Consider the following 18,182-nt stretch of genomic DNA (forward strand, 5'->3'; position numbering starts at 1 on the left):
GGGGCGTCTTACTCCTGCTCTTGTAAATGAGGCTTCTGGTTTAGACGGTGATGAGCTTTAATATAACGTACTGTGCCTGTTTTTGCACGCATGACAATGGAATCTGTTTCAACAAGGTCGCCGCCAAGGAAGCGAACGCCTTCCAATAGTTCTCCGGTAGAAACGCCTGTAGCTGCAAAAATGGCGTCGTCTCCTTTGACCAAGTCGTCTAATTGAAGGACGCGGGAGGTATCTTCAACTCCCATGCTTTTGCAACGAGCTTCTTCTTGTTCGTTCATTGGAACGAGGCGGGCTTGCATGTCTCCTCCGAGGGACTTGATTGCTGCAGCGGAGATGACGCCTTCTGGAGCACCGCCTGTACCAACAAACAAATCAATACCTGTACGAGGCATGGCAACGGCGATTGACGCGCCAACGTCTCCGTCACCGAACAAGTTTACACGAGCCCCTTTTGCACGGATTCGTTCGATTATTTCTGCGTGGCGCTCACGTTCTTGAATGATGACAGTAACGTCACGGACACGTTTGTTATTCATTTTTGCGATAATATCAATCGTTTTTTCAATTGGATCGTCAAGGCGTACGAGACCTGCTGCTTCAGGACCTACAACGAGTTTTTCCATGTACATATCAGGAGCGTGTAATAGAGTACCACGATCGGCGATAGCAATAACGGCCATGGCGTTTGGGTGACCTTTTGCTACGATGCTTGTTCCTTCAAGTGGGTCAACGGCGATATCAACTTCCGGTCCATTACCTGAACCAAGTTCTTCACCAATGTAAAGCATCGGTGCTTCGTCCAATTCGCCTTCACCGATGACGACGGTTCCTTGCATGTTAACAGAGTCGAACATTGAGCGCATGGCTGTTGTAGCAGCATCATCTGCTTCGATCTTTTTGCCACGTCCCATCCATTGAGAAGAGGCGAGAGCCGCTGCTTCCGTTACACGTACAATTTCTAATGCTAATTCTCTATCCACGTCGATTCCTCCAGTTGTAAAATAACGATATAATATATAAGTAAGGTATGTTTTCTTTAGGCTGTATTTATATGAACAAGCCTGTGGAAAAATAGCGAAAACATGTTTCTGTAAGTAATCCTTCATCATAATAACAAACATTTCATACTAAATAAATCAATTTTGCGATATTTGATGAAAGATTTATTTGGAAACAGGCTAATGTGTTATACTAATTCGATATTAAAAAAGACAGGTGATGGACATGTACTTTGTAGACAGAGAATTAATTGAGAAGCGTTTAACGTACTTGGAGAACTTGTTAGGGGAAATGGCCAAGCAATATAGCAAGGAAGAGGAAGAGGTGCCCTTGGTATTGGAACGGGCCGGTCATATGATCATTGAAACGATGATGGATGTAGGCAACCAAATGATCGATGGATTTATTATGAGAGATCCGGGAAGCTTTGAAGACATCGTTGATATTTTACTCGACGAGCGAGTGATCAACAGTGAAGAGGAAAAGGGGATTAAAGCCCTTTTACCATGGAGAAAAACATTGCTTCAAGAGTATACTCACATTGACCATGCAAAACTTAAAGAAGAATACAAAGAACAGATGCCGATTCTATTACGTTTTCCTACACGGGTTCGTATGTATTTGGAAAATGAACTTGGACCGGTCTCCGCTTTTTTACCAAGTCAGCACGATTAACGTCATCTGGGAGGAAGACAAACATGAAATCATATAAAGGATATCTAATAGATCTAGACGGAACGATGTACAGAGGAACCGAAAAAATCGCTGAGGCAGTCGAATTTGTAGCTGAGCTTGTGAAAAGAGATATACCTTATTTGTTTGTAACGAACAATTCTTCACGAACACCAAAGCAAGTATCGGATAAGCTTGTGTCTATGGGGATCGCATCGACCCCCGATCATGTTTTTACAACAAGTATGGCAACGGCCAACTATGTGGCTGAAAAAAAGCCCGGTGCTACCGTGTTTACGATCGGTGAAGAAGGAATTAAACAAGCGTTAGAAGAAAAAGGATTTGTACCTGGTGAAGAAGAGGCGGACGTTGTGGTAGTTGGAATTGACAGGGACATTTCATATGAAAAGTTGAGTACAGCGTGTCTTGCCGTTCGTAATGGGGCTACGTTTATTTCCACAAACGGAGATGTGGCAATCCCGACGGAAAGAGGACTTCTTCCGGGGAACGGGTCGTTAACCTCCGTGGTGACCGTCTCGACTGGCGTTCAGCCAACGTTCATTGGTAAACCCGAATCGATTATTGTAAACCAGGCATTGGACGTTCTTGGCGTTCCGAAAAAAGACACGGTGATGGTGGGAGATAACTATCATACTGATATTTTAGCTGGCATCCATGCGGGGATGGATACGATTATCGTACATACTGGTGTCACGTCCAAAGAGCGGCTAGGTGACTATGATGAACAACCAACCCATTCGATTAATGGATTGGACGAATGGACGTTTGAATAATAAAAAGCTCGATCAAGTGGTTATCCCATTTGATCGAGTTTTTGTGTTTGAAAGAATTATTCAGCTGATTCTGCGCCATGTGCCAGTCTACTTGAGGCAGCTGCGGCAATGGCACCTACGATGTCATCGAGAAAGGTGTGGCATCCGTTTGATTTATCATTGAGAAATTTTAAGATTCCTGGTTTTTCTTTATCGATATAACCGTAGTTTGTAAATCCGATCGACCCGTATACGTTCACGATGGAGAGAGCGACAATTTCATCTACCCCGTACAATCCTTCGTCTCGGTCAATAATACCTTGAATCGGCTCTTCTAGCTTGCCTTGTTCGGCCAGTTTATCCAATTGTATTCCCGTTAGTATGGCGTTTTGGACTTCTCTTTTGGCCAGAACACGATTGATATTATGTTTACAAATATCCATCGTTAAGTCGGGATAATACTTTACTTGAAGAAAATACACAAGATCTGCTATGTCATCGATTTTTACGCCTCGTTCAAGAAGCCAGCTTCGTGCGGTTTTTTCGACAATATCCATCTCTTTATCTTTGCTCATTTCACTCATCACCTTCTATTACCCTTTGGGTATTTATATGAATTGTTGGGGTGTTTGGTGTACTGGATTACTAACAGTCTTGTCGTTAAAGAGACTTCTTAGTCACTTTGGCAGGCTTTTATCACGTGACAACCTGTTTTTTCATAAATTAAAGAGAAATGTAGTGGAAGGTGAAGGCACTAAAGAAGTTGAGCTTTACTTTTTCAGTGGCTTCGAAGGTAGGAGGGTGTAAGATGCTTGAACGTGCACTGTTTGACCATTACCGAATATATCCGGAACAACTCATGCAGGCTTATCAGGTAACCATTGTGGAATCTAATGGTGAACGATACATGCTGACTCCTGTTCATGCTGATCAAAGCCAAGTACAAGGTCAAGTTGAAATGGCCAATTGGCTTTTGTCACAAGGGGAAGACGGAATACCTGAACTTGTGCCAACAGATTCCGGTAAAGCAACCGTAGAACTTGATGGGACCGTGATGGCACTTTATCGACTGTCATCTGATGATAAAATGATGAGAAGTCATGACCCCGTTGGAAAGAGGCTCGCTTCCTTCCATCAAAAAGGTCAGTTTTACAATAAGGAAGGAAAGAAGAAGGGGCTGTCAGGCGCACAAAGTTGGAAACACAGGTGGGAAAAGAGACTCGATCAGATGGAATCGTGGTATGTTCATATGATAAATGAACGGGGGAAAACACCGTTCGACCAGGATTTTTTACTCACGTACCCTTATTACATGGGGGTTAGTGAGAATGCCATTCAGTTGTTAAATGACATTTCGATTGATGATGGCGTGGCATCCATGGAGCAGGGCAATACGATCTGTCATAGACGTTTTGAGGATTCCACTTGGCTTACAGTCGACTCACGGTATCCTTCAGCTGTGAAAGTGCCGGGCCAATTCATTTATGACCACTTTTCAAGGGACTTATCTGAATGGATGCGTGCTGATTTTAAGGGAGCGCAGTTAAATATGCGTAACGTACAGTTTCCTGACATGCTTACCGCTTACGACCAAGAGAGGCCTATCACTGTCGTGGACAGAAAACTGATTGTGGCGAGGTTGCTGTTTCCTCTTCATTATTTTGATACGGTAGAAGCCTATTATCAAACGGTGGATGAACGAAAGAAGGCAGAGCTTGCAACCGAGTTCCTCTCTTCAGTTCGGGATGCGGGAAACTATGAGAAAAATGTAAACAACGTGCTGTATTATATGTTGGATGAACGTTCAAGAGTGAGGTTGCCTGCTTGGATGGGGTAAATAAGGATGGCTTGGAAGGCTTTGAAAGACCTTGTGAGTCATCTTTTTTTATGTGTAAATCGGTCCATTCGTTCTTTTTTGTTGGATACGTCTCACTTATAATAGAAGAAAGGAGGCGATGGCAATGAAACGGAAACCGTATATTTTTATCACTCGATCTTTACCGGAAAAAACCATTGCGCCGTTGCTTGAGGTGGCCCGAGTGAGCATGTGGGAGAAAGAGGATGAGCCCGTCCCAAGAGATCGGCTAGAAGAAGAAGTGGAACAGGCGGACGGATTACTTACGATGGTAAGTGATCAAATTGATCGTGACTTGCTAGAATCTGCGCCACACCTAAGGGTCGTATCAAACATGGCTGTAGGGTATGACAATATTGATATTGAGGCAGCAACTGAATTGGGTATTTTAGTTTGCAATACACCTGATATTTTAACAGATACGACAGCTGACTTAACATTTGCGTTGCTTATGAGTGTGGCACGGAGAATTCCAGAAGGAGCCTCTTATTTAGCTGGAGGGAAATGGAAAGAATGGGCACCGTTTCTTTTGGCAGGATCGGATGTACACCATAAAACCATTGGAATTGTAGGAATGGGGAGGATCGGAGCGGCAGTGGCGAAACGTGCGACCGGGTTTGACATGAACATCCTTTATCATAACCGTTCCAGAAACAGAGAGGCTGAAGGGCAAACCGGAGCCCGATATGTTGATTTCGATGAACTGGTACAAGAATCCGACTTCGTTGTTTGTCTGGCACCATTAACGGACGAAACGAAGGGAATGTTTACATACAACGTGTTTAAACAAATGAAAAAAAGTGCTTTCTTTATTAACGCTTCTCGTGGAGGATTGGTTGATGAAAGGGGACTTGCCTATGCCCTTGATGAAAAGTTAATTGCAGGAGCAGGCCTCGATGTCTTTCAAGAGGAGCCTATATCCTCTGAGCACCCACTCCTTTCTTTTTCGAACGTCGTTGCATTACCCCATATCGGAAGTGCAAGTGTAGAAACGCGGAACAGCATGGCCCTGCTTGCAAGCCGAAATATTGCTCATGTTATTAAAGGATATCGTCCAAAAGCACTTGTGAACAAAGAACAATAAGTAAGCAAAAGAAAACCCTCAGCCCATATGGACTGAGGGTTTCATTATTACGTGATTTAGAATACCTGTTCTAGTTCTGTAACACCAGGTACTTCTTCAAGTAAGGCACGCTCGATCCCTGCTTTTAGAGTGATCGTTGAACTTGGGCAAGAACCACAAGCTCCCATCAAACGTACTTTTACAACACCGTCTTCGTCGATGTCTACTAATTCAACGTCTCCACCATCACGAAGAAGGAATGGACGTAGTTTATCTAATACTTCCTGTACTTGTTCTTCCATAGTTGTTTCTGCTGCCATTGAAAAAACACTCCCTTTCTTTATCTTTCATTATAATATCCATACGCAAAAAAATCCATGAACGTGCTTAGACAATTTCATTTCCGAACCCATTTTTCTGTAAGTTGGATTCACCATGAGTATAACATAAATCTATGATAAGATAAGGGTGTAAACGTTTTTATCTTGGAATTTTTTGAGGAGGTCTTCATCATGCGTCCTATTATCCTTACTATATATGGTGCTGAAGTCAAGTGTGCCAGCTGTATACATTTACCAACGGCTTTTGAAACAATGGAATGGCTAGAGGCAGCCATTACCCGAAAGTTCCCTGATGAGGAATTTGATTTTGTGTACTGTGATATTGATTCTCCAAATGGAGAAGAGCAAGAGTCTTATGCGGAACGAATTTTGGACGATGAATTCTTTTATCCCCTTGTTGTTATAGATGGGGAAGTCGTGGCGGAAGGAAATCCGAAGCTTTCTCGTATTTATGAAAAAGTTGAAGAGCTTCAAGCTGCTCGCAATACGTCACAAGCTTCTGGTTAAACCAGGAGAAAACTTCTTCTCTTTTATGGGAAGAGGTTTTTTGTTTTTAGAGATTGAGGTGTGGGGCGTAGGGCGCAATCCCGTTAATGCAGCGAACCAGCCTATACCGTAAAAAAGTGAAGGTATCCGTAGAATAAATACGCAGAAGCCGTGAATCCGATCGTCGTCCCGTCGAAAAAGGTAACGCAAGCCGTTAAAACGAGGGGCCAACCGTCGAAATAACAGCTTGAAGCCGATAATGCGGTGAATCCACTTAACCCGTAAAAAATGAGGGTATCCGTAGAAAAAACACCCCACACCCGTGAATCCGATTGTCCCACTGTAGAAATAGATAGCCGCACCCGAAAATCCGAACTACCAACCGTCGAAATCCACAGCTAACACGTCAATAAAAATTGTCACGTCAAAGCTCCCCCCCTCCTTCAGCGACACCAATAAAAAAAGCCCCCGAAAAGGGGGCGTTGACCTTATGATCCTGAGTGATATTTGTACATCCACAAAACGCCTGACTTCAGTACGCGGGGAACGCGTCCTGTTAGTGGTTTTTCTCCCATTAAGCCAAACCCGTGTTTTTTCCCTAATGAACCGAGAACACCTTTAAGTTTAATTTTTGGCAATTCTTTTGGCCACTCTTCGCCATTCCATTTCTTTTGAAGAAGCATGGCGATTTGTTCGGCTTGTGCTTCGGCCAATTGTGCTGAAGGTGCTTGGCTCAAGCGTGCAGAGTCCCCAACAACGAAAGCATTTTCATAACCTGGAATCAAGTGGTGCTCGGTGACGTTTACGCGGCCTTGGTTATCTTTGTCCACATCAAGCTCTCTTACTAGCTTGTTCGCTTGAATACCGGCAGTCCAAATGATCGCGTCTGCAGGAACAGGCTCGTCATGATTGTAAAGGAGGTTTTCTTCTACCTTTGTAATGTTGGCTTTATTAATGATTTCAACCTCGTTTTTAATGAGCCAGTCTGTGACGTAATTATAGAGCTTGGCTGGGAACATGGATAGAATGTTTTCCCCTCGGTCGTAAAGCTTAACTTTAAGGTCCGGACGACTTTCTCTTAATTCACTGGCCAGCTCTACACCACTCAAACCACCACCAACAATGACGACGGTGGCGCCGTTGTTTAGCCCTTGGATAACTTGGTTGGTTTTGCGAGACCTCTTCATCGTTTGAATACTCAACGTATATTTATCTGCTCCAGGAACGCCGTGATATTTATCTTCACAGCCAAGTCCAATAACGAGGTCATCGTATGAGAGCTCTTCACCGCTTGCCAGTGCCACCTTATTTTCATCAAGGTGAATGTCGGTAACGGTTTCATATTTCAGTTCAAGACGAACATCATTCGGGAAAGCAACGCGCAAATGCTTATCGGCAACTGTACCAGCAGCTAGGGCGTAAAACTCGGTCTTTAAACTGTGGTAGGCTTCTTTTTCCACCAAAGTAATGTTAACATCCTTTAAGTCTTTCTGTGCAAGCAGTCGTTGAATGACTCGCAAACCGCCATATCCGCCGCCTAAAATAAGTAATTCTCTCACACGATCAGCCTCCTCATGGATGTGAATATCTCTCTATAGACAAGGACAGTCGTCCTCGATTATAAACACGTTGAAATATATGTAAACGTTTTACTACGTTTAAAGTTTATCAACTTTTTGTCGAAATAACAATATTTTTAAGAATATTTTACCCAAAGGTGAGCGTGCATGTTGACAGGCTAAAAGTGAGACGATAGGATTATGGGTGACCATCGAAGAGGTGATGCAGGTATGAAACCAATTATCGAGTTTTGCGTCAGTAACTTGGCAAGTGGAACGCAAGAAGTTCGTGAACGACTTGAAAGAGATCCGAACCTCGATGTGATTGAATATGGATGTTTAAGCTTTTGCGGACAGTGCTCCAGAAAACGCTTCGCCTTGGTAAACGGCGATGTTGTAACGGGTGACACAAACGACGAGCTTTACGATAACGTATATAAACATTTGGAAGAAAACCCAATGTTTTAGTGGAGAGAAGGTGTCTCATAAGGCGATTGGTGCCTATATGAGGCACTTTTTTTTAGGCTGTTTTCCCATGCCGTCCGTGCTAAAATCAACGCAAGGGAGTGAAACGTAATATGAAAGTAATTCCATTTAGCCATACATGGCCTTATGAAAAGCAAATGGGCGACATTTACTTGTCCGAATGCCCGTTCTGTAGAGAAGAGAATGTACTTACTACGATGAAGCAAAGAGAATTGCAACGAGCGAAAGAACAGGTGAAACAGCGTTTGAACTTGCCTTGTTGTTTGAAAACGCTCGTCATTTTAGAAGCTGACGACGATTATTTTTGGACTTCCGAGCCACTAAGGTGAGACCCCTTACCCTACTAAGATAATACAGGAGTGATACGAGTGAAGTTGCCGTTTACGAAAATGCATGGTTTAGGCAATAATTACATTTATATAAACGAATTTGATGTTTCTTTAAAAGAGGAGCAGCTCTCCTCACTAGCGGTAGAACTTGCCGATCAATATAGAGGAATTGGCTCGGACGGAATGATTTTAATCGGACCCTCAGACACAGCGGATGTGAGAATGAGAATTTTTAACAATGACGGATCTGAGGCGAAAAATTGCGGGAACGGTCTGCGTTGCGTGGCTAGGTATGCTTATGAAAGAGATCTGGTGAAGAAAGCGTCCATGTCCATTGAAACAAAAAGTGGCTTAGTTACAGCCGATGTTCACACGGAAGATGGAGAGGTAAAAGAAGTGACGGTTAACATGGGGCAGCCGATCTTATCTCGTGAACAAATTCCAATGACAGGTGAACCGACTGATCAAGTTGTAGGCGAACCTTTTGATGTAGATGATGAAAGTCTAACCGTTACGGCTATATCGATGGGAAATCCTCATGCAGTATTCTTTGTAAATGACATCGATGAAGCCCCTCTTACGACGCTCGGGCCAGTCATTGAAAAAGACCCGCGCTTTCCGGACTGGGTGAACGTTGAATTTGTAGAAGTGGTGTCTGCAACAGAGCTACACTTTAGAGTGTGGGAAAGAGGGTCTGGGATCACTCAAGCGTGCGGAACGGGAGCCTGTGCTGCAGCTGTGGCAGCTATACTTAATGAACATAGTCGTCGAAATGAAGAGATTACCGTTCACCTTGCTGGTGGAGACTTGATCATACGATGGGACGATCGAGGAGAAGTCTGGATGACAGGTCCTGCCGAAGTGATCTGTGATGGTGTGTATGTTCCGAGGGAAATAAGAAAATAAGTCAACAACTAAACCCTGATGCTAAGTGGCATCAGGGTTTAGTAATGGGATTAATATTCTTTAATCACGTTATAGAACGTGTCACGCTCAACAGGCTTCTTATCCGCCCCTTTAATGAGGTGAATCAATTCCTTACGTGTAAGACCTTGTGACGTTAATGCGCCGGCAGCGTGAGAAATACGCTCTTCAATCAGTGTTCCGTGAATGTCAGAAGAACCGAATGAAAGGGCCATTTGCGTAAGCTGAGGTCCAATGTTGATCCAGTATGCTTTGATGTGATCGAAGTTATCGAGCATCAATCGGCTGATCGCAATGGTGCGAAGGTCATCGTAGGCAGATGTACGACGAGTTAGGTTGGCATTCACACTTCTTGGTTGCATAGCGAGTGGGATAAATACCATAAACCCGTTCGTCTTATCTTGAAGCTGACGAAGGCGATCCATGTGAATCAAGCGCTCTTCTTTCGTTTCAATTGAACCGTAAAGCATGGTTGCGTGTGTTTTAAGTCCGAGCTCGTGAGCAAGTTCATGAGCTTCAAGCCATTGGTCTGTAGAGGCTTTCTCAGGGCTCATTTTCGCACGATAACGCTCGGTTAGGATCTCAGCTCCACCGCCTGGAAGAGTGTCAAGACCTGCTTTGACAAGCTCTTGAAGCACTTCTTTCATGCTTAATCCGGAAATACGAGAGAAGAACTCAATCTCAGCACCTGTATAAGCTTTGACCGTACATTGTGGGTAATGCTTCTTAAGGGTGCGAATCGTATTAAGGTAATAATCGAAAGGAACTTGGTGGTTGTGTCCACCTACAATGTGGAACTCTCGAATGTTATCATTCCAGCGTTCTTCTACGTACTTTAGTAGTTCTTCTTCATGCATCGTATAAGCGCCTTCTTCACCGGGCTTACGTTTAAAACCACAAAACGCACAGCTTGCTTCACAGACGTTTGTAGGGTTAATGTACATGTTTTCGATAAAGTAAACGTTCTTGCCGTTTTTCTTTTCGTTTACCATATTCGCTAACTGAGCTACTCCTAAAAAGTCATCCGTTTCATACAGTTTTAGGCCGTCTTCAATCGTAAGTCTTTCACCATTTACTACTTTGTCTTGAATCTTTTTTAGTTCTTGATCCATCAACAAAATTGACATGGAATTTCCCCCATTCTGATATATGACCATCTATTATGTGTCCCACGACTGGTTTGCAAAAATCCAGACAATGAATTGTAAAAACTCTCAGTCTATCTTATCATCAAGGTGATAACTGTGTAAAACAGTAATGACTGAAGCCTGTTTGTGAATTGATGGAAGGCGGGATCAATACAGAGCTCCACTTCTTAAAACTCTGATAGTGGAGAGAGTGTTTTTTCTGAAGGCTGTTTTCGTAAAGATTGTTGCTTTTTTAATGTAATTCTTCATCGCTAGAATGCTGGTTGAAGCATACGGACCCTTCGCTTTCCGTGGCGGTGCTAGCAAGCCTCCTCGGGCTACGCCCTGTGGGGTCTTGCATTGCCCCCACTGCCACAGGAGTCTTGCGCCCTTCTGCTTCAACTTTTCTTGTAGAAAAGCAACAATTCTTCCGAAAACAGCATTTCAAAAAAAAGTGAAGCAAAAGTGCCAGAGCTTTTTTGTTATGTAAAGGGGAAAGGGAGCGGGTGGCATGAAACGGAGCTTCACATTAGGAATTACCATTTTCAAAAATGATGAGTATGCCCTTTGTCAAAAACCTTTCTATTTTATGTGAAATGCCTTGTCCTATTGTATTGCGTAGCTGAATGTTAGCGGCGACACTCCTGCGGCAGTGGGAGCCAGGAGAGACCTCGCAAGGGCTTAGAAAGCCACTGAAAAAGTACAGCCCGACTTTTTTTCACTGCCTTTATTTGAATGGCAATGGCTCCACTCGGTTGCGCGCCTGATACGAGAAACCCACTCGTATCAGGCTTTCAAAACAGGCAACCGTTACGCTCATTGCTTAGAAGGCATTGAAAAAGTTAAAGATCAAACTTTTTCAGTGCCTTCGGGCTTTGCCCGAGGAGGCTCGCCGGCACCGCCGCGGAAAGGGAGCCGATTGCATGAAGCGGAGCCTAATACACTGGCGCAATGATATACTCACTTTAAGAATACAAAACACCTGGATAAATTGAGCACTAGCCTGTTCCGTTTTTACCTAAGTGGTGTAAAATAGAAGAGAAGTCGCTTTTATTTGTAAGGGAGGGGATGGGAATGAGGAAAAACGAGCAATCGGAAGATAGACTGACATCACTTATGCAGGAGATTGAGTTACTTCGTAAAGAAATGGTGAAAGCAGCCGATGACTATGGCCGTGACCATCCCACCGTTTTGGAATATAGTAAAGAGATCGATCGCTATCATAATTTACTTATGCGATACAGAGAAGAATTAGGTAAGGTGTAGGGATTCTTTACGGTAAAACAAGAACACGATATAATAGAAGGATATGAAAGGAGGGGCAATAATGCTGAATATTACTGAAGCAGCAGCGACCCAAATTAAAGAGATGATGAAAGCTGAAGATAACGAGAACAGCATGCTTCGTGTCGGGGTTAAAGGCGGCGGATGCAGCGGTTTGTCCTATGGAATGGGATTTGAAACGGAAGTAAACGCAGCCGATGAAACCTTCGAGCTTCACGGAATTAAGATTGTTATGGATAAAGAAAGCATTCCAGTAATGGATGGTGTCAAGATTGATTATAAACAAAACATGATGGGCGGCGGATTTACATTAGATAACCCGAACGCAATCGCGAACTGCGGATGCGGCGCATCATTTAGAACAGCAACAAATGCTGGTAAACCTGAAGACTGTTAAATAGCAAACCAACTCCATTGGAGTTGGTTTTTTATTGCTGAGACAGGATAAATGCCGGTTCCCTTTATAGGAAACCGGCATATCGTATAAGTAAGGATCTGGCTTTATTTGTGAAATGATGCACAACTCAAGGGTGCGTGCCATTATTTATTGAGGAAACATGCTTGAGCTATGACCAGGGAACACTCTTGCTTTTGGATCAATGGCTGCCTTTGCATTGTTTACGGCAATTGGTGCTTCACCAAAACCGCACGCAATTAATTTTACTTTACCGTCATAAGTGGCCACGTCACCTGCGGCATAGATCCCTTTAATGTTTGTTTCCATTTTTGAGTTTACGACAATGGAGTTTTTCTCGATATCGAGTCCCCATTCTTTAATCGGACCAAGGGCGGAAACGAAGCCATAATTAACAATGACAGAGTCTACTTCAATGGTTTCGACTTCATCACTGTCTTTTGTTTTAATATCGACCGCTGTAATTTTTTCCCCGTCCCCATGAAGCTTTTCAACGCTATATGGCGTACGGACGTTAATTTTATCCGAATCCAAGAGTTGATTTACGCTATGCTCATGGGCTCTGAATTTATTTCGACGGTGAACGATGGTCACATCTTCTGCGATGTCTTCGAGCATTAGTGTCCAATCGACTGCGGAGTCGCCGCCTCCTGCAAGTAGAACTCGATCTCCGGCAAACTTATTCATGTCGCTTACAAAATAATGAAGATTTTTCCCTTCATATTGCTCAGCGCCTTCGATCTCAAGCTTGCGAGGTTTAAAAGCACCTACGCCAGCTGTGATGACGATCGTTTTTGAATAATGAACTTCTTTATCGGTTGTAAGTGTGAAGATATCATCTTCGCCTTTTTCAACTTTTTCAACAGCCTGCTCCAAGGCAATGGTTTGTTCGAATTGGCTCGCTTGCTCCACGAGGCTGTCCACAAGTTCTTGCGCACGCACCTTAGGAAATCCGGCAATATCGTAAATGAACTTCTCCGGATAAAGGGCTGATAATTGTCCCCCTAATTGAGGCATAGCTTCAATGATTTTCACCTTAGCTTGACGCATCCCGCCATAAAAAGCGGTGAATATGCCAACAGGTCCTCCACCAATAATCGTAATATCATAAATATCTCTTTCACTATTTGACAAAACTTACACCTCCAAAGAAAATTTGCATGGCTACTTTCTTAAGTATAAACGTAACAAACATAGATGAAAAGCGATGTCGATGAATCGTGTTCGGAATCATTTGATAATTTAATAAAAACTCATTTTTCTGGTTAAAAAATAAGAATTAGCGGGAATATAAATACTATATTCCATTGAATCGTTAATATTAGGTGAAATTGTTCGGAAAAAGTTCACAAAATGGTTGAAATATAAACAGGAAATGAATATGATTGTAGTTGGAGTTTAACGAAGGTAAAAAACCAAAGTTAAACTTCTTGGGAATTATTTTTTTGTACTTTATTACGTGAAAAACATCACAAACTTTAAAACTCTCCGTTTTACACATCCACCAGTTGGATAAAATTCACATGCTTTTTTATTGATGAACCGGGGAAAATGGAGAGTAATTAAGAAATTGGAGTGAGAACTGTGGAGAGAAAACCAAGAATTGTCATTTTAGGTGCGGGTTACGCTGGAATTATGACAGCTTCACGTCTAACTAAAGCCGGGATGCATCAAGAAGCGGAAATTACGTTAGTAAACAAGCACAACTACCACTATCAAACAACGTGGTTACATGAACCGGCCGCAGGGACGTTGCACCACGATAAAACGCGTATGCGTATTGACAGTGTCATCGACACAAACAAAGTGAACTTTGTTAAAGGCGCTGTTAAAGAAGTGAAACGTGAAGAGAAGAAAGTTGTTCTTGAGAACGGTGAACTGGAATACGATTACCTCGTTATCGGGCTTGGATCTGAGCCTGAAACGTTCGGAATTCCTGGTGTTCATGAGCATGCTTTCGCAATCCGTAGTGTAAACTCCGTTCGTTTGATTCGTGAGCATATTGAATATAAATTTGCTAGCTACAACAATGAAGACGAAAAACATGATGAGTACCTTACGTTTGTAGTAGCTGGAGCAGGATTTACTGGTATCGAATTTGTCGGTGAACTTTCAGAGCGTGTACCGGAACTATGTGAGGAATATGACATTGATCGTGAAAAAGTACGCATTATTTCCGTTGAAGCTGCTCCGACAGCTCTCCCTGGTTTTGATGAAGAGTTAGTGGAATATGCCATGAACCTTCTTGAAAGCCGAGGAGTGGAATTCAAAATCAACACGCCGATTAAAGAAGTAACAGAGAATGGTGTACTTCTTGATGATGGTGAAGAAATAAAATCCCACACTGTTGTTTGGACAACAGGTGTACGTGGAAGTGCGATCGTAGAGAATAGTGGATTCGAAGCGATGCGTGGCCGTGTGAAGGTTGAAAAAGACTTACGCGCTCCACATCACGATGACGTGTTTATCATCGGTGACTGTGCCCTTATTATTAATGAAGAAATTAACCGTCCATACCCACCAACAGCACAAATTGCGATTCAGCAAGCATATACGTGTTCAAACAACTTGAAGCATTTGATCACAGGTAAAGGTGAAATGGAAGAGTTTAAACCAGACATCAAAGGTACGGTAGCCTCTCTTGGAGGAAAAGAAGCAATCGGTCTTGTCGGATCCCGTAAAGTATACGGTTCTTCAGCTTCTGCTGTTAAGAAAATGATCGACAACCGTTACTTGTTCCTTCTCGGTGGAGTACCGCTTGTTCTTAAAAAAGGAAAACTAAACCTTATTTAATTAATGTTCGTTACAGTTTGATCAATATAGTTGAAGAGGGGAATTGCAGTGACTTGGTATTCACATACACGCGAGTTTCATTGCTTCCCTCTTCATTTGAAATGTTCAGGAGTATTTCTCCTGAACATTTTTTTGTGCTTTGATTAATAGAGTAAATAGAAGAAAAACAAGCATGATTACGCTTACATGGTCTAAAACGGTTGTTTTTGACGCTTTGCATAACTAAAGAAACTTGTTATATTATCAGAAAACTCAGATATATTTGAGTTAAGAACAAAGGGGGAGAAAACCATGGCATATCCAAAGCGTCGATTAAAGCCAGGTGAGTGTGCGTATTGTGTTGGTAAAGGCTATTTTCAATTATTGCTCGGTGGCTCGGAAACATGTGACCATTGCCACGGTAGTGGAAAGCATTATCAAAAGCATTAAGACACTCCCTGCTGGAAGAGAAAACGTAAGTGACTTGAACATTTTGGCCCTATCTACACTTGTAGATGGGGTTTTTATTTGCATCTGTATTAAATGGTGCAGTTGTAAAAGCAAATGAATTGACGATAAGTGCCTTACCAAACCATTCCTCCTTGTTCAAAGAAAATTCATTTGACTCTATCCGCTTTCTACAAGTAAACTAAAGTTTGGTTATACTGCTGGTAAGCGGAATTGTATGGGGGTGAGAGGTTTGAACATTGCGCAATTGCTCATATCGATCTTATTATTCGTGGTTCTGTTTTTCGGAATCGGTTTTATATTAAATATGCTACTACGCTCTACTTGGGTGATGGCTGTACTCTATCCACTAGTCATTATTTTTATTATCGACGATGTTGGTTTCTTTAGTTACTTTACTTCTCCAGGAATGGCATTTTCTGAGCTAGGTCAAACCATAACCAATTTACATTTGGTTGATGTGGTCATTCTTTCTTCAGGGATGGCTGGGGCGATCCTTGCGGGAATCGCCATTAAGATGTTACGAAATCGAGGATATCGAATGTTTTAACGGACAAACCTTCCTTAATGATAAGGGAGGTTTGTTTCATTTTATAGATGGGTATGTTGAATGTTGGGGACGGGTTGCCCCCGGTGAATCGATAGACCGAACTATTCATTGTAAATTTTGAACATTTACTATAGTTTGGATATTTTAAAATCGATTCATTATTCAGCTTAAATTTCGTATAATCGAATTTGTCTATTATTTTTGGAATTTTAACTAACATATTGAAAGGGAGATTCAAAATGGGGAAGAACAACAAGAACGGTCTTCTCATGAGGTCTTTAGATGGTATAGAGCGTACGGGTAACAAGTTACCGCACCCGGTCACACTCTTCGCTTTATTTGCTCTCATGGTTATCATTGCATCAGGGATTTTCTCTGCTCTTGGTACATCCGTTCAACATCCGGATCCTGAAGAAGGCATCATTGAAGTCAATAGCTTAATGAATGCAGAAGGGGTTCGATATATCTTTGAAAGTGCCGTTGACAACTTTGTTGGCTTCGCGCCACTTGGAACGGTTTTAGTTACAATGCTCGGTATTGGTATTGCTGAACGTTCCGGGTTAATTTCCGCAGCCCTTCGCGGTCTTGTTATGAGTGTACCTAAACAACTCATTACAGCTGCACTTGTATTTGGGGGAATCATGTCCAGCATGGCAGCTGACGCTGGTTATGTTGTACTGACACCACTTGGAGCTGTTTTGTTTGCAGGACTTGGGCGGCATCCGCTAGCTGGACTTGCGGCTGCTTTCGCTGGGGTATCGGCAGGTTTCAGTGCCAACTTGTTGCCGACTTCCTTGGATCCTTTACTTGGGAATTTAACGATTGCAGCAGCTGAAATCGTAGATCCTGCTTACGCAGAAGGCATGAACATCGCCATGAACTACTACTTCATGATTGCTAGTGTGATCGTACTTACACTTGTCGGTACGCTTGTAACTGAAAAAGTGGTTGAGCCACGTTTAGGTAAGTATGATGGTGGCATCGGTGATGAGCCGGACAAGCTAACTGCTACTGAAAGAAAAGGACTAATGGCCGCTGGAGTTGCCTTTGTTTTAACATTAGGCGCAATTGCGCTTCTTGTTGTTCCGGAGTGGGCACCATTACGTGACCCTAATAACGACTTGATTGTATCTTTGGCACCATTCCTTGAATCTCTCGTTCCTATAATCCTGATTATGTTCTTTATCCCAGGTTATGTTTATGGACGTGTAACAAAAGAAATTAAATCGGACAAAGATGTTGCCGATCAAATGTCTGACACGATGGCGGCAATGGGGATGTACGTTGTTCTTGCGTTTGTGGCTGGACAATTCGTTGCATACTTTGCTGAAACGAACCTTGGTCTCGTTATGAGTGTTAAAGGTGCCGAACTACTGCAAGGCCTTGGTCTTGAAGACGCAGGTATTCTGTTATTGATTGCCTTTATCATCGTAGCTGGATTCATTAACTTGTTTATTGGAAGTGCGTCAGCCAAGTGGGCTTTAATGGCTCCTGTTTTCGTACCGTTAATGATGATGATGGGAATCTCTCCGGAAGCGACTCAGCTTGCTTACCGAATTGCTGACTCAACAACCAATGTTATTTCACCACTCATGCCGTATTTTGCAATAGTGATCGCCTTTGCTCAAAAGTATGATAAGAAGGTCGGAATTGGAACGTTAATCGCGACGATGCTTCCATACTCCATTGCTTTCACCATTATGTGGATGATAATGTTTGTGGTTTGGATCTTGACTGGTATGCCTCTTGGGCCTAATGCGCCGGTTATGTATCCATAAATAGAAAAGGCTGTTTTATTGACGAACATTTAAAACAGCGAATAAAAAAGAACCTGCTCATCAGTAGCAGGTTCTTTTCGTTGCTATTTGAGCGTTTTTTTATGAGTGGGGTGGAGGAGTGTTATCGGTTTGTGTCAAATTCTCTTTAAACCCTAAAAAGTTCTTCATAAATTGGTGTAACCTCTTCATTCCCCAAAATCATCTTAAATGCTCCAAAACTCTTCATAAACCGTAAAAAGTTCTTCATACTCCGCTTCACCATACTACTCAACCAAACATTTTTATCTCCATTTCGTTCATG

20 protein-coding genes are annotated in these 18,182 nt (G+C 42.6%); 14 read left to right on the top strand and 6 right to left on the bottom strand.

Annotated features, from left to right (window positions below):
* Positions 1 to 8 precede the first annotated feature (8 nt).
* Positions 9 to 980, bottom strand: coding sequence for a class II fructose-bisphosphatase (gene glpX / locus G476_RS0101085; protein ID WP_026688474.1), 972 nt, complete (start codon positions 978 to 980; stop codon positions 9 to 11).
* Between the two features lie 244 nt (positions 981 to 1,224).
* On the opposite strand from glpX, the gene G476_RS0101090 reads away from it, so the two are divergent.
* Both G476_RS0101090 and G476_RS0101095 read left to right on the top strand, forming a co-directional pair.
* Positions 1,225 to 1,674 (top strand): DUF86 domain-containing protein, encoded by a 450-nt coding sequence (locus G476_RS0101090; RefSeq protein ID WP_026688475.1) that lies wholly within the window; start codon positions 1,225 to 1,227, stop codon positions 1,672 to 1,674.
* 23 nt (positions 1,675 to 1,697) lie between these two features.
* Positions 1,698 to 2,465: a TIGR01457 family HAD-type hydrolase gene (locus G476_RS0101095; RefSeq protein ID WP_026688476.1), complete on the top strand. Its 768-nt coding sequence runs from the start codon at positions 1,698 to 1,700 to the stop codon at positions 2,463 to 2,465.
* Positions 2,466 to 2,521: 56 nt separating this feature from the next.
* Here G476_RS0101095 and G476_RS0101100 read toward each other — a convergent pair whose 3' ends face one another.
* Positions 2,522 to 3,028 (bottom strand): phosphatidylglycerophosphatase A family protein, encoded by a 507-nt coding sequence (locus G476_RS0101100; protein WP_026688477.1) that lies wholly within the window; start codon positions 3,026 to 3,028, stop codon positions 2,522 to 2,524.
* 224 nt (positions 3,029 to 3,252) lie between these two features.
* On the opposite strand from G476_RS0101100, the gene yutH reads away from it, so the two are divergent.
* Positions 3,253 to 4,281: a spore coat putative kinase YutH gene (gene yutH / locus G476_RS22760; protein WP_051314601.1), complete on the top strand. Its 1,029-nt coding sequence runs from the start codon at positions 3,253 to 3,255 to the stop codon at positions 4,279 to 4,281.
* Between the two features lie 124 nt (positions 4,282 to 4,405).
* Positions 4,406 to 5,383, top strand: a complete 978-nt coding sequence (locus G476_RS0101110; protein WP_026688478.1) for a 2-hydroxyacid dehydrogenase — start codon at positions 4,406 to 4,408, stop codon at positions 5,381 to 5,383.
* Positions 5,384 to 5,439: 56 nt separating this feature from the next.
* Here G476_RS0101110 and G476_RS0101115 read toward each other — a convergent pair whose 3' ends face one another.
* A complete protein-coding gene (locus G476_RS0101115; protein ID WP_026688479.1) occupies positions 5,440 to 5,682 on the bottom strand; it encodes a NifU family protein in 243 nt (80 codons plus the stop codon).
* Positions 5,683 to 5,871: 189 nt separating this feature from the next.
* On the opposite strand from G476_RS0101115, the gene G476_RS0101120 reads away from it, so the two are divergent.
* The gene (locus tag G476_RS0101120; RefSeq protein ID WP_026688480.1) at positions 5,872 to 6,210 is read left to right on the top strand and encodes a YuzD family protein; all 339 of its coding nucleotides are present in this window, start codon (positions 5,872 to 5,874) and stop codon (positions 6,208 to 6,210) included.
* Positions 6,211 to 6,677: 467 nt separating this feature from the next.
* Here the strand turns inward: G476_RS0101120 and G476_RS0101125 are convergent, their stop codons facing one another.
* Positions 6,678 to 7,748, bottom strand: coding sequence for an NAD(P)/FAD-dependent oxidoreductase (locus G476_RS0101125; RefSeq protein WP_026688481.1), 1,071 nt, complete (start codon positions 7,746 to 7,748; stop codon positions 6,678 to 6,680).
* 231 nt (positions 7,749 to 7,979) lie between these two features.
* Here G476_RS0101125 and G476_RS0101130 point away from each other — a divergent pair, with 231 nt between their 5' ends.
* From G476_RS0101130 to dapF, 3 genes are all read left to right on the top strand, one after another.
* Positions 7,980 to 8,216: a YuzB family protein gene (locus tag G476_RS0101130; RefSeq protein ID WP_026688482.1), complete on the top strand. Its 237-nt coding sequence runs from the start codon at positions 7,980 to 7,982 to the stop codon at positions 8,214 to 8,216.
* A gap of 110 nt (positions 8,217 to 8,326) precedes the next feature.
* Entirely contained in the window at positions 8,327 to 8,563 is a 237-nt protein-coding gene (locus G476_RS0101135) for a hypothetical protein (RefSeq protein WP_026688483.1), read from the top strand.
* 60 nt (positions 8,564 to 8,623) lie between these two features.
* Positions 8,624 to 9,469 (top strand): diaminopimelate epimerase, encoded by an 846-nt coding sequence (gene dapF / locus G476_RS0101140; protein ID WP_035185895.1) that lies wholly within the window; start codon positions 8,624 to 8,626, stop codon positions 9,467 to 9,469.
* Between the two features lie 50 nt (positions 9,470 to 9,519).
* Here the strand turns inward: dapF and mqnE are convergent, their stop codons facing one another.
* Positions 9,520 to 10,614, bottom strand: a complete 1,095-nt coding sequence (mqnE, locus tag G476_RS0101145) for an aminofutalosine synthase MqnE (RefSeq protein ID WP_026688485.1) — start codon at positions 10,612 to 10,614, stop codon at positions 9,520 to 9,522.
* A gap of 1,074 nt (positions 10,615 to 11,688) precedes the next feature.
* Between mqnE and G476_RS22765 the strand changes: the two genes are divergently transcribed.
* Complete coding sequence (locus tag G476_RS22765; RefSeq protein ID WP_051314602.1) at positions 11,689 to 11,880, top strand: aspartyl-phosphate phosphatase Spo0E family protein; 192 nt, start codon at positions 11,689 to 11,691, stop codon at positions 11,878 to 11,880.
* A gap of 61 nt (positions 11,881 to 11,941) precedes the next feature.
* Entirely contained in the window at positions 11,942 to 12,295 is a 354-nt protein-coding gene (locus tag G476_RS0101155; RefSeq protein WP_026688486.1) for a HesB/IscA family protein, read from the top strand.
* 147 nt (positions 12,296 to 12,442) lie between these two features.
* Here the strand turns inward: G476_RS0101155 and G476_RS0101160 are convergent, their stop codons facing one another.
* Positions 12,443 to 13,447 (bottom strand): NAD(P)/FAD-dependent oxidoreductase, encoded by a 1,005-nt coding sequence (locus G476_RS0101160; protein WP_026688487.1) that lies wholly within the window; start codon positions 13,445 to 13,447, stop codon positions 12,443 to 12,445.
* Between the two features lie 450 nt (positions 13,448 to 13,897).
* Here G476_RS0101160 and G476_RS0101165 point away from each other — a divergent pair, with 450 nt between their 5' ends.
* From G476_RS0101165 to G476_RS0101180, 4 genes are all read left to right on the top strand, one after another.
* Positions 13,898 to 15,106 carry an NAD(P)/FAD-dependent oxidoreductase gene (locus G476_RS0101165; RefSeq protein WP_156906489.1) on the top strand — a complete coding sequence of 403 codons (1,209 nt, stop codon included), beginning with the start codon at positions 13,898 to 13,900 and terminating at the stop codon, positions 15,104 to 15,106.
* Between the two features lie 291 nt (positions 15,107 to 15,397).
* Positions 15,398 to 15,535, top strand: a complete 138-nt coding sequence (locus G476_RS23770) for a YuiA family protein (protein WP_169720863.1) — start codon at positions 15,398 to 15,400, stop codon at positions 15,533 to 15,535.
* A gap of 235 nt (positions 15,536 to 15,770) precedes the next feature.
* Positions 15,771 to 16,103, top strand: a complete 333-nt coding sequence (locus G476_RS0101175) for a YuiB family protein (protein WP_035185864.1) — start codon at positions 15,771 to 15,773, stop codon at positions 16,101 to 16,103.
* 239 nt (positions 16,104 to 16,342) lie between these two features.
* The gene (locus tag G476_RS0101180; protein WP_026688490.1) at positions 16,343 to 17,881 is read left to right on the top strand and encodes an AbgT family transporter; all 1,539 of its coding nucleotides are present in this window, start codon (positions 16,343 to 16,345) and stop codon (positions 17,879 to 17,881) included.
* The last annotated feature ends 301 nt before the right edge of the window (positions 17,882 to 18,182 follow it).

Origin of the sequence: Alteribacter aurantiacus DSM 18675 (genome assembly GCF_000429705.1) — a bacterium.
Lineage (GTDB): Bacteria > Bacillota > Bacilli > Bacillales > Salisediminibacteriaceae > Alteribacter > Alteribacter aurantiacus.

Bases quoted from the DNA above. Each gene is read 5' to 3' on its own strand.
- G476_RS0101090 (WP_026688475.1), top strand. From the start codon at position 1,225: ATGTACTTTGTAGACAGAGAATTAATTGAGAAGCGTTTAACGTACTTG.
- G476_RS0101095 (WP_026688476.1), top strand. From the start codon at position 1,698: ATGAAATCATATAAAGGATATCTAATAGATCTAGACGGAACGATGTAC.
- G476_RS0101100 (WP_026688477.1), bottom strand. From the start codon at position 3,028: ATGAGTGAAATGAGCAAAGATAAAGAGATGGATATTGTCGAAAAAACC.
- yutH (WP_051314601.1), top strand. From the start codon at position 3,253: ATGCTTGAACGTGCACTGTTTGACCATTACCGAATATATCCGGAACAA.
- G476_RS0101110 (WP_026688478.1), top strand. From the start codon at position 4,406: ATGAAACGGAAACCGTATATTTTTATCACTCGATCTTTACCGGAAAAA.
- G476_RS0101115 (WP_026688479.1), bottom strand. From the start codon at position 5,682: ATGGCAGCAGAAACAACTATGGAAGAACAAGTACAGGAAGTATTAGAT.
- G476_RS0101130 (WP_026688482.1), top strand. From the start codon at position 7,980: ATGAAACCAATTATCGAGTTTTGCGTCAGTAACTTGGCAAGTGGAACG.
- G476_RS0101135 (WP_026688483.1), top strand. From the start codon at position 8,327: ATGAAAGTAATTCCATTTAGCCATACATGGCCTTATGAAAAGCAAATG.
- dapF (WP_035185895.1), top strand. From the start codon at position 8,624: ATGCATGGTTTAGGCAATAATTACATTTATATAAACGAATTTGATGTT.
- mqnE (WP_026688485.1), bottom strand. From the start codon at position 10,614: ATGTCAATTTTGTTGATGGATCAAGAACTAAAAAAGATTCAAGACAAA.
- G476_RS22765 (WP_051314602.1), top strand. From the start codon at position 11,689: ATGAGGAAAAACGAGCAATCGGAAGATAGACTGACATCACTTATGCAG.
- G476_RS0101155 (WP_026688486.1), top strand. From the start codon at position 11,942: ATGCTGAATATTACTGAAGCAGCAGCGACCCAAATTAAAGAGATGATG.
- G476_RS23770 (WP_169720863.1), top strand. From the start codon at position 15,398: ATGGCATATCCAAAGCGTCGATTAAAGCCAGGTGAGTGTGCGTATTGT.
- G476_RS0101175 (WP_035185864.1), top strand. From the start codon at position 15,771: ATGGGGGTGAGAGGTTTGAACATTGCGCAATTGCTCATATCGATCTTA.
- G476_RS0101180 (WP_026688490.1), top strand. From the start codon at position 16,343: ATGGGGAAGAACAACAAGAACGGTCTTCTCATGAGGTCTTTAGATGGT.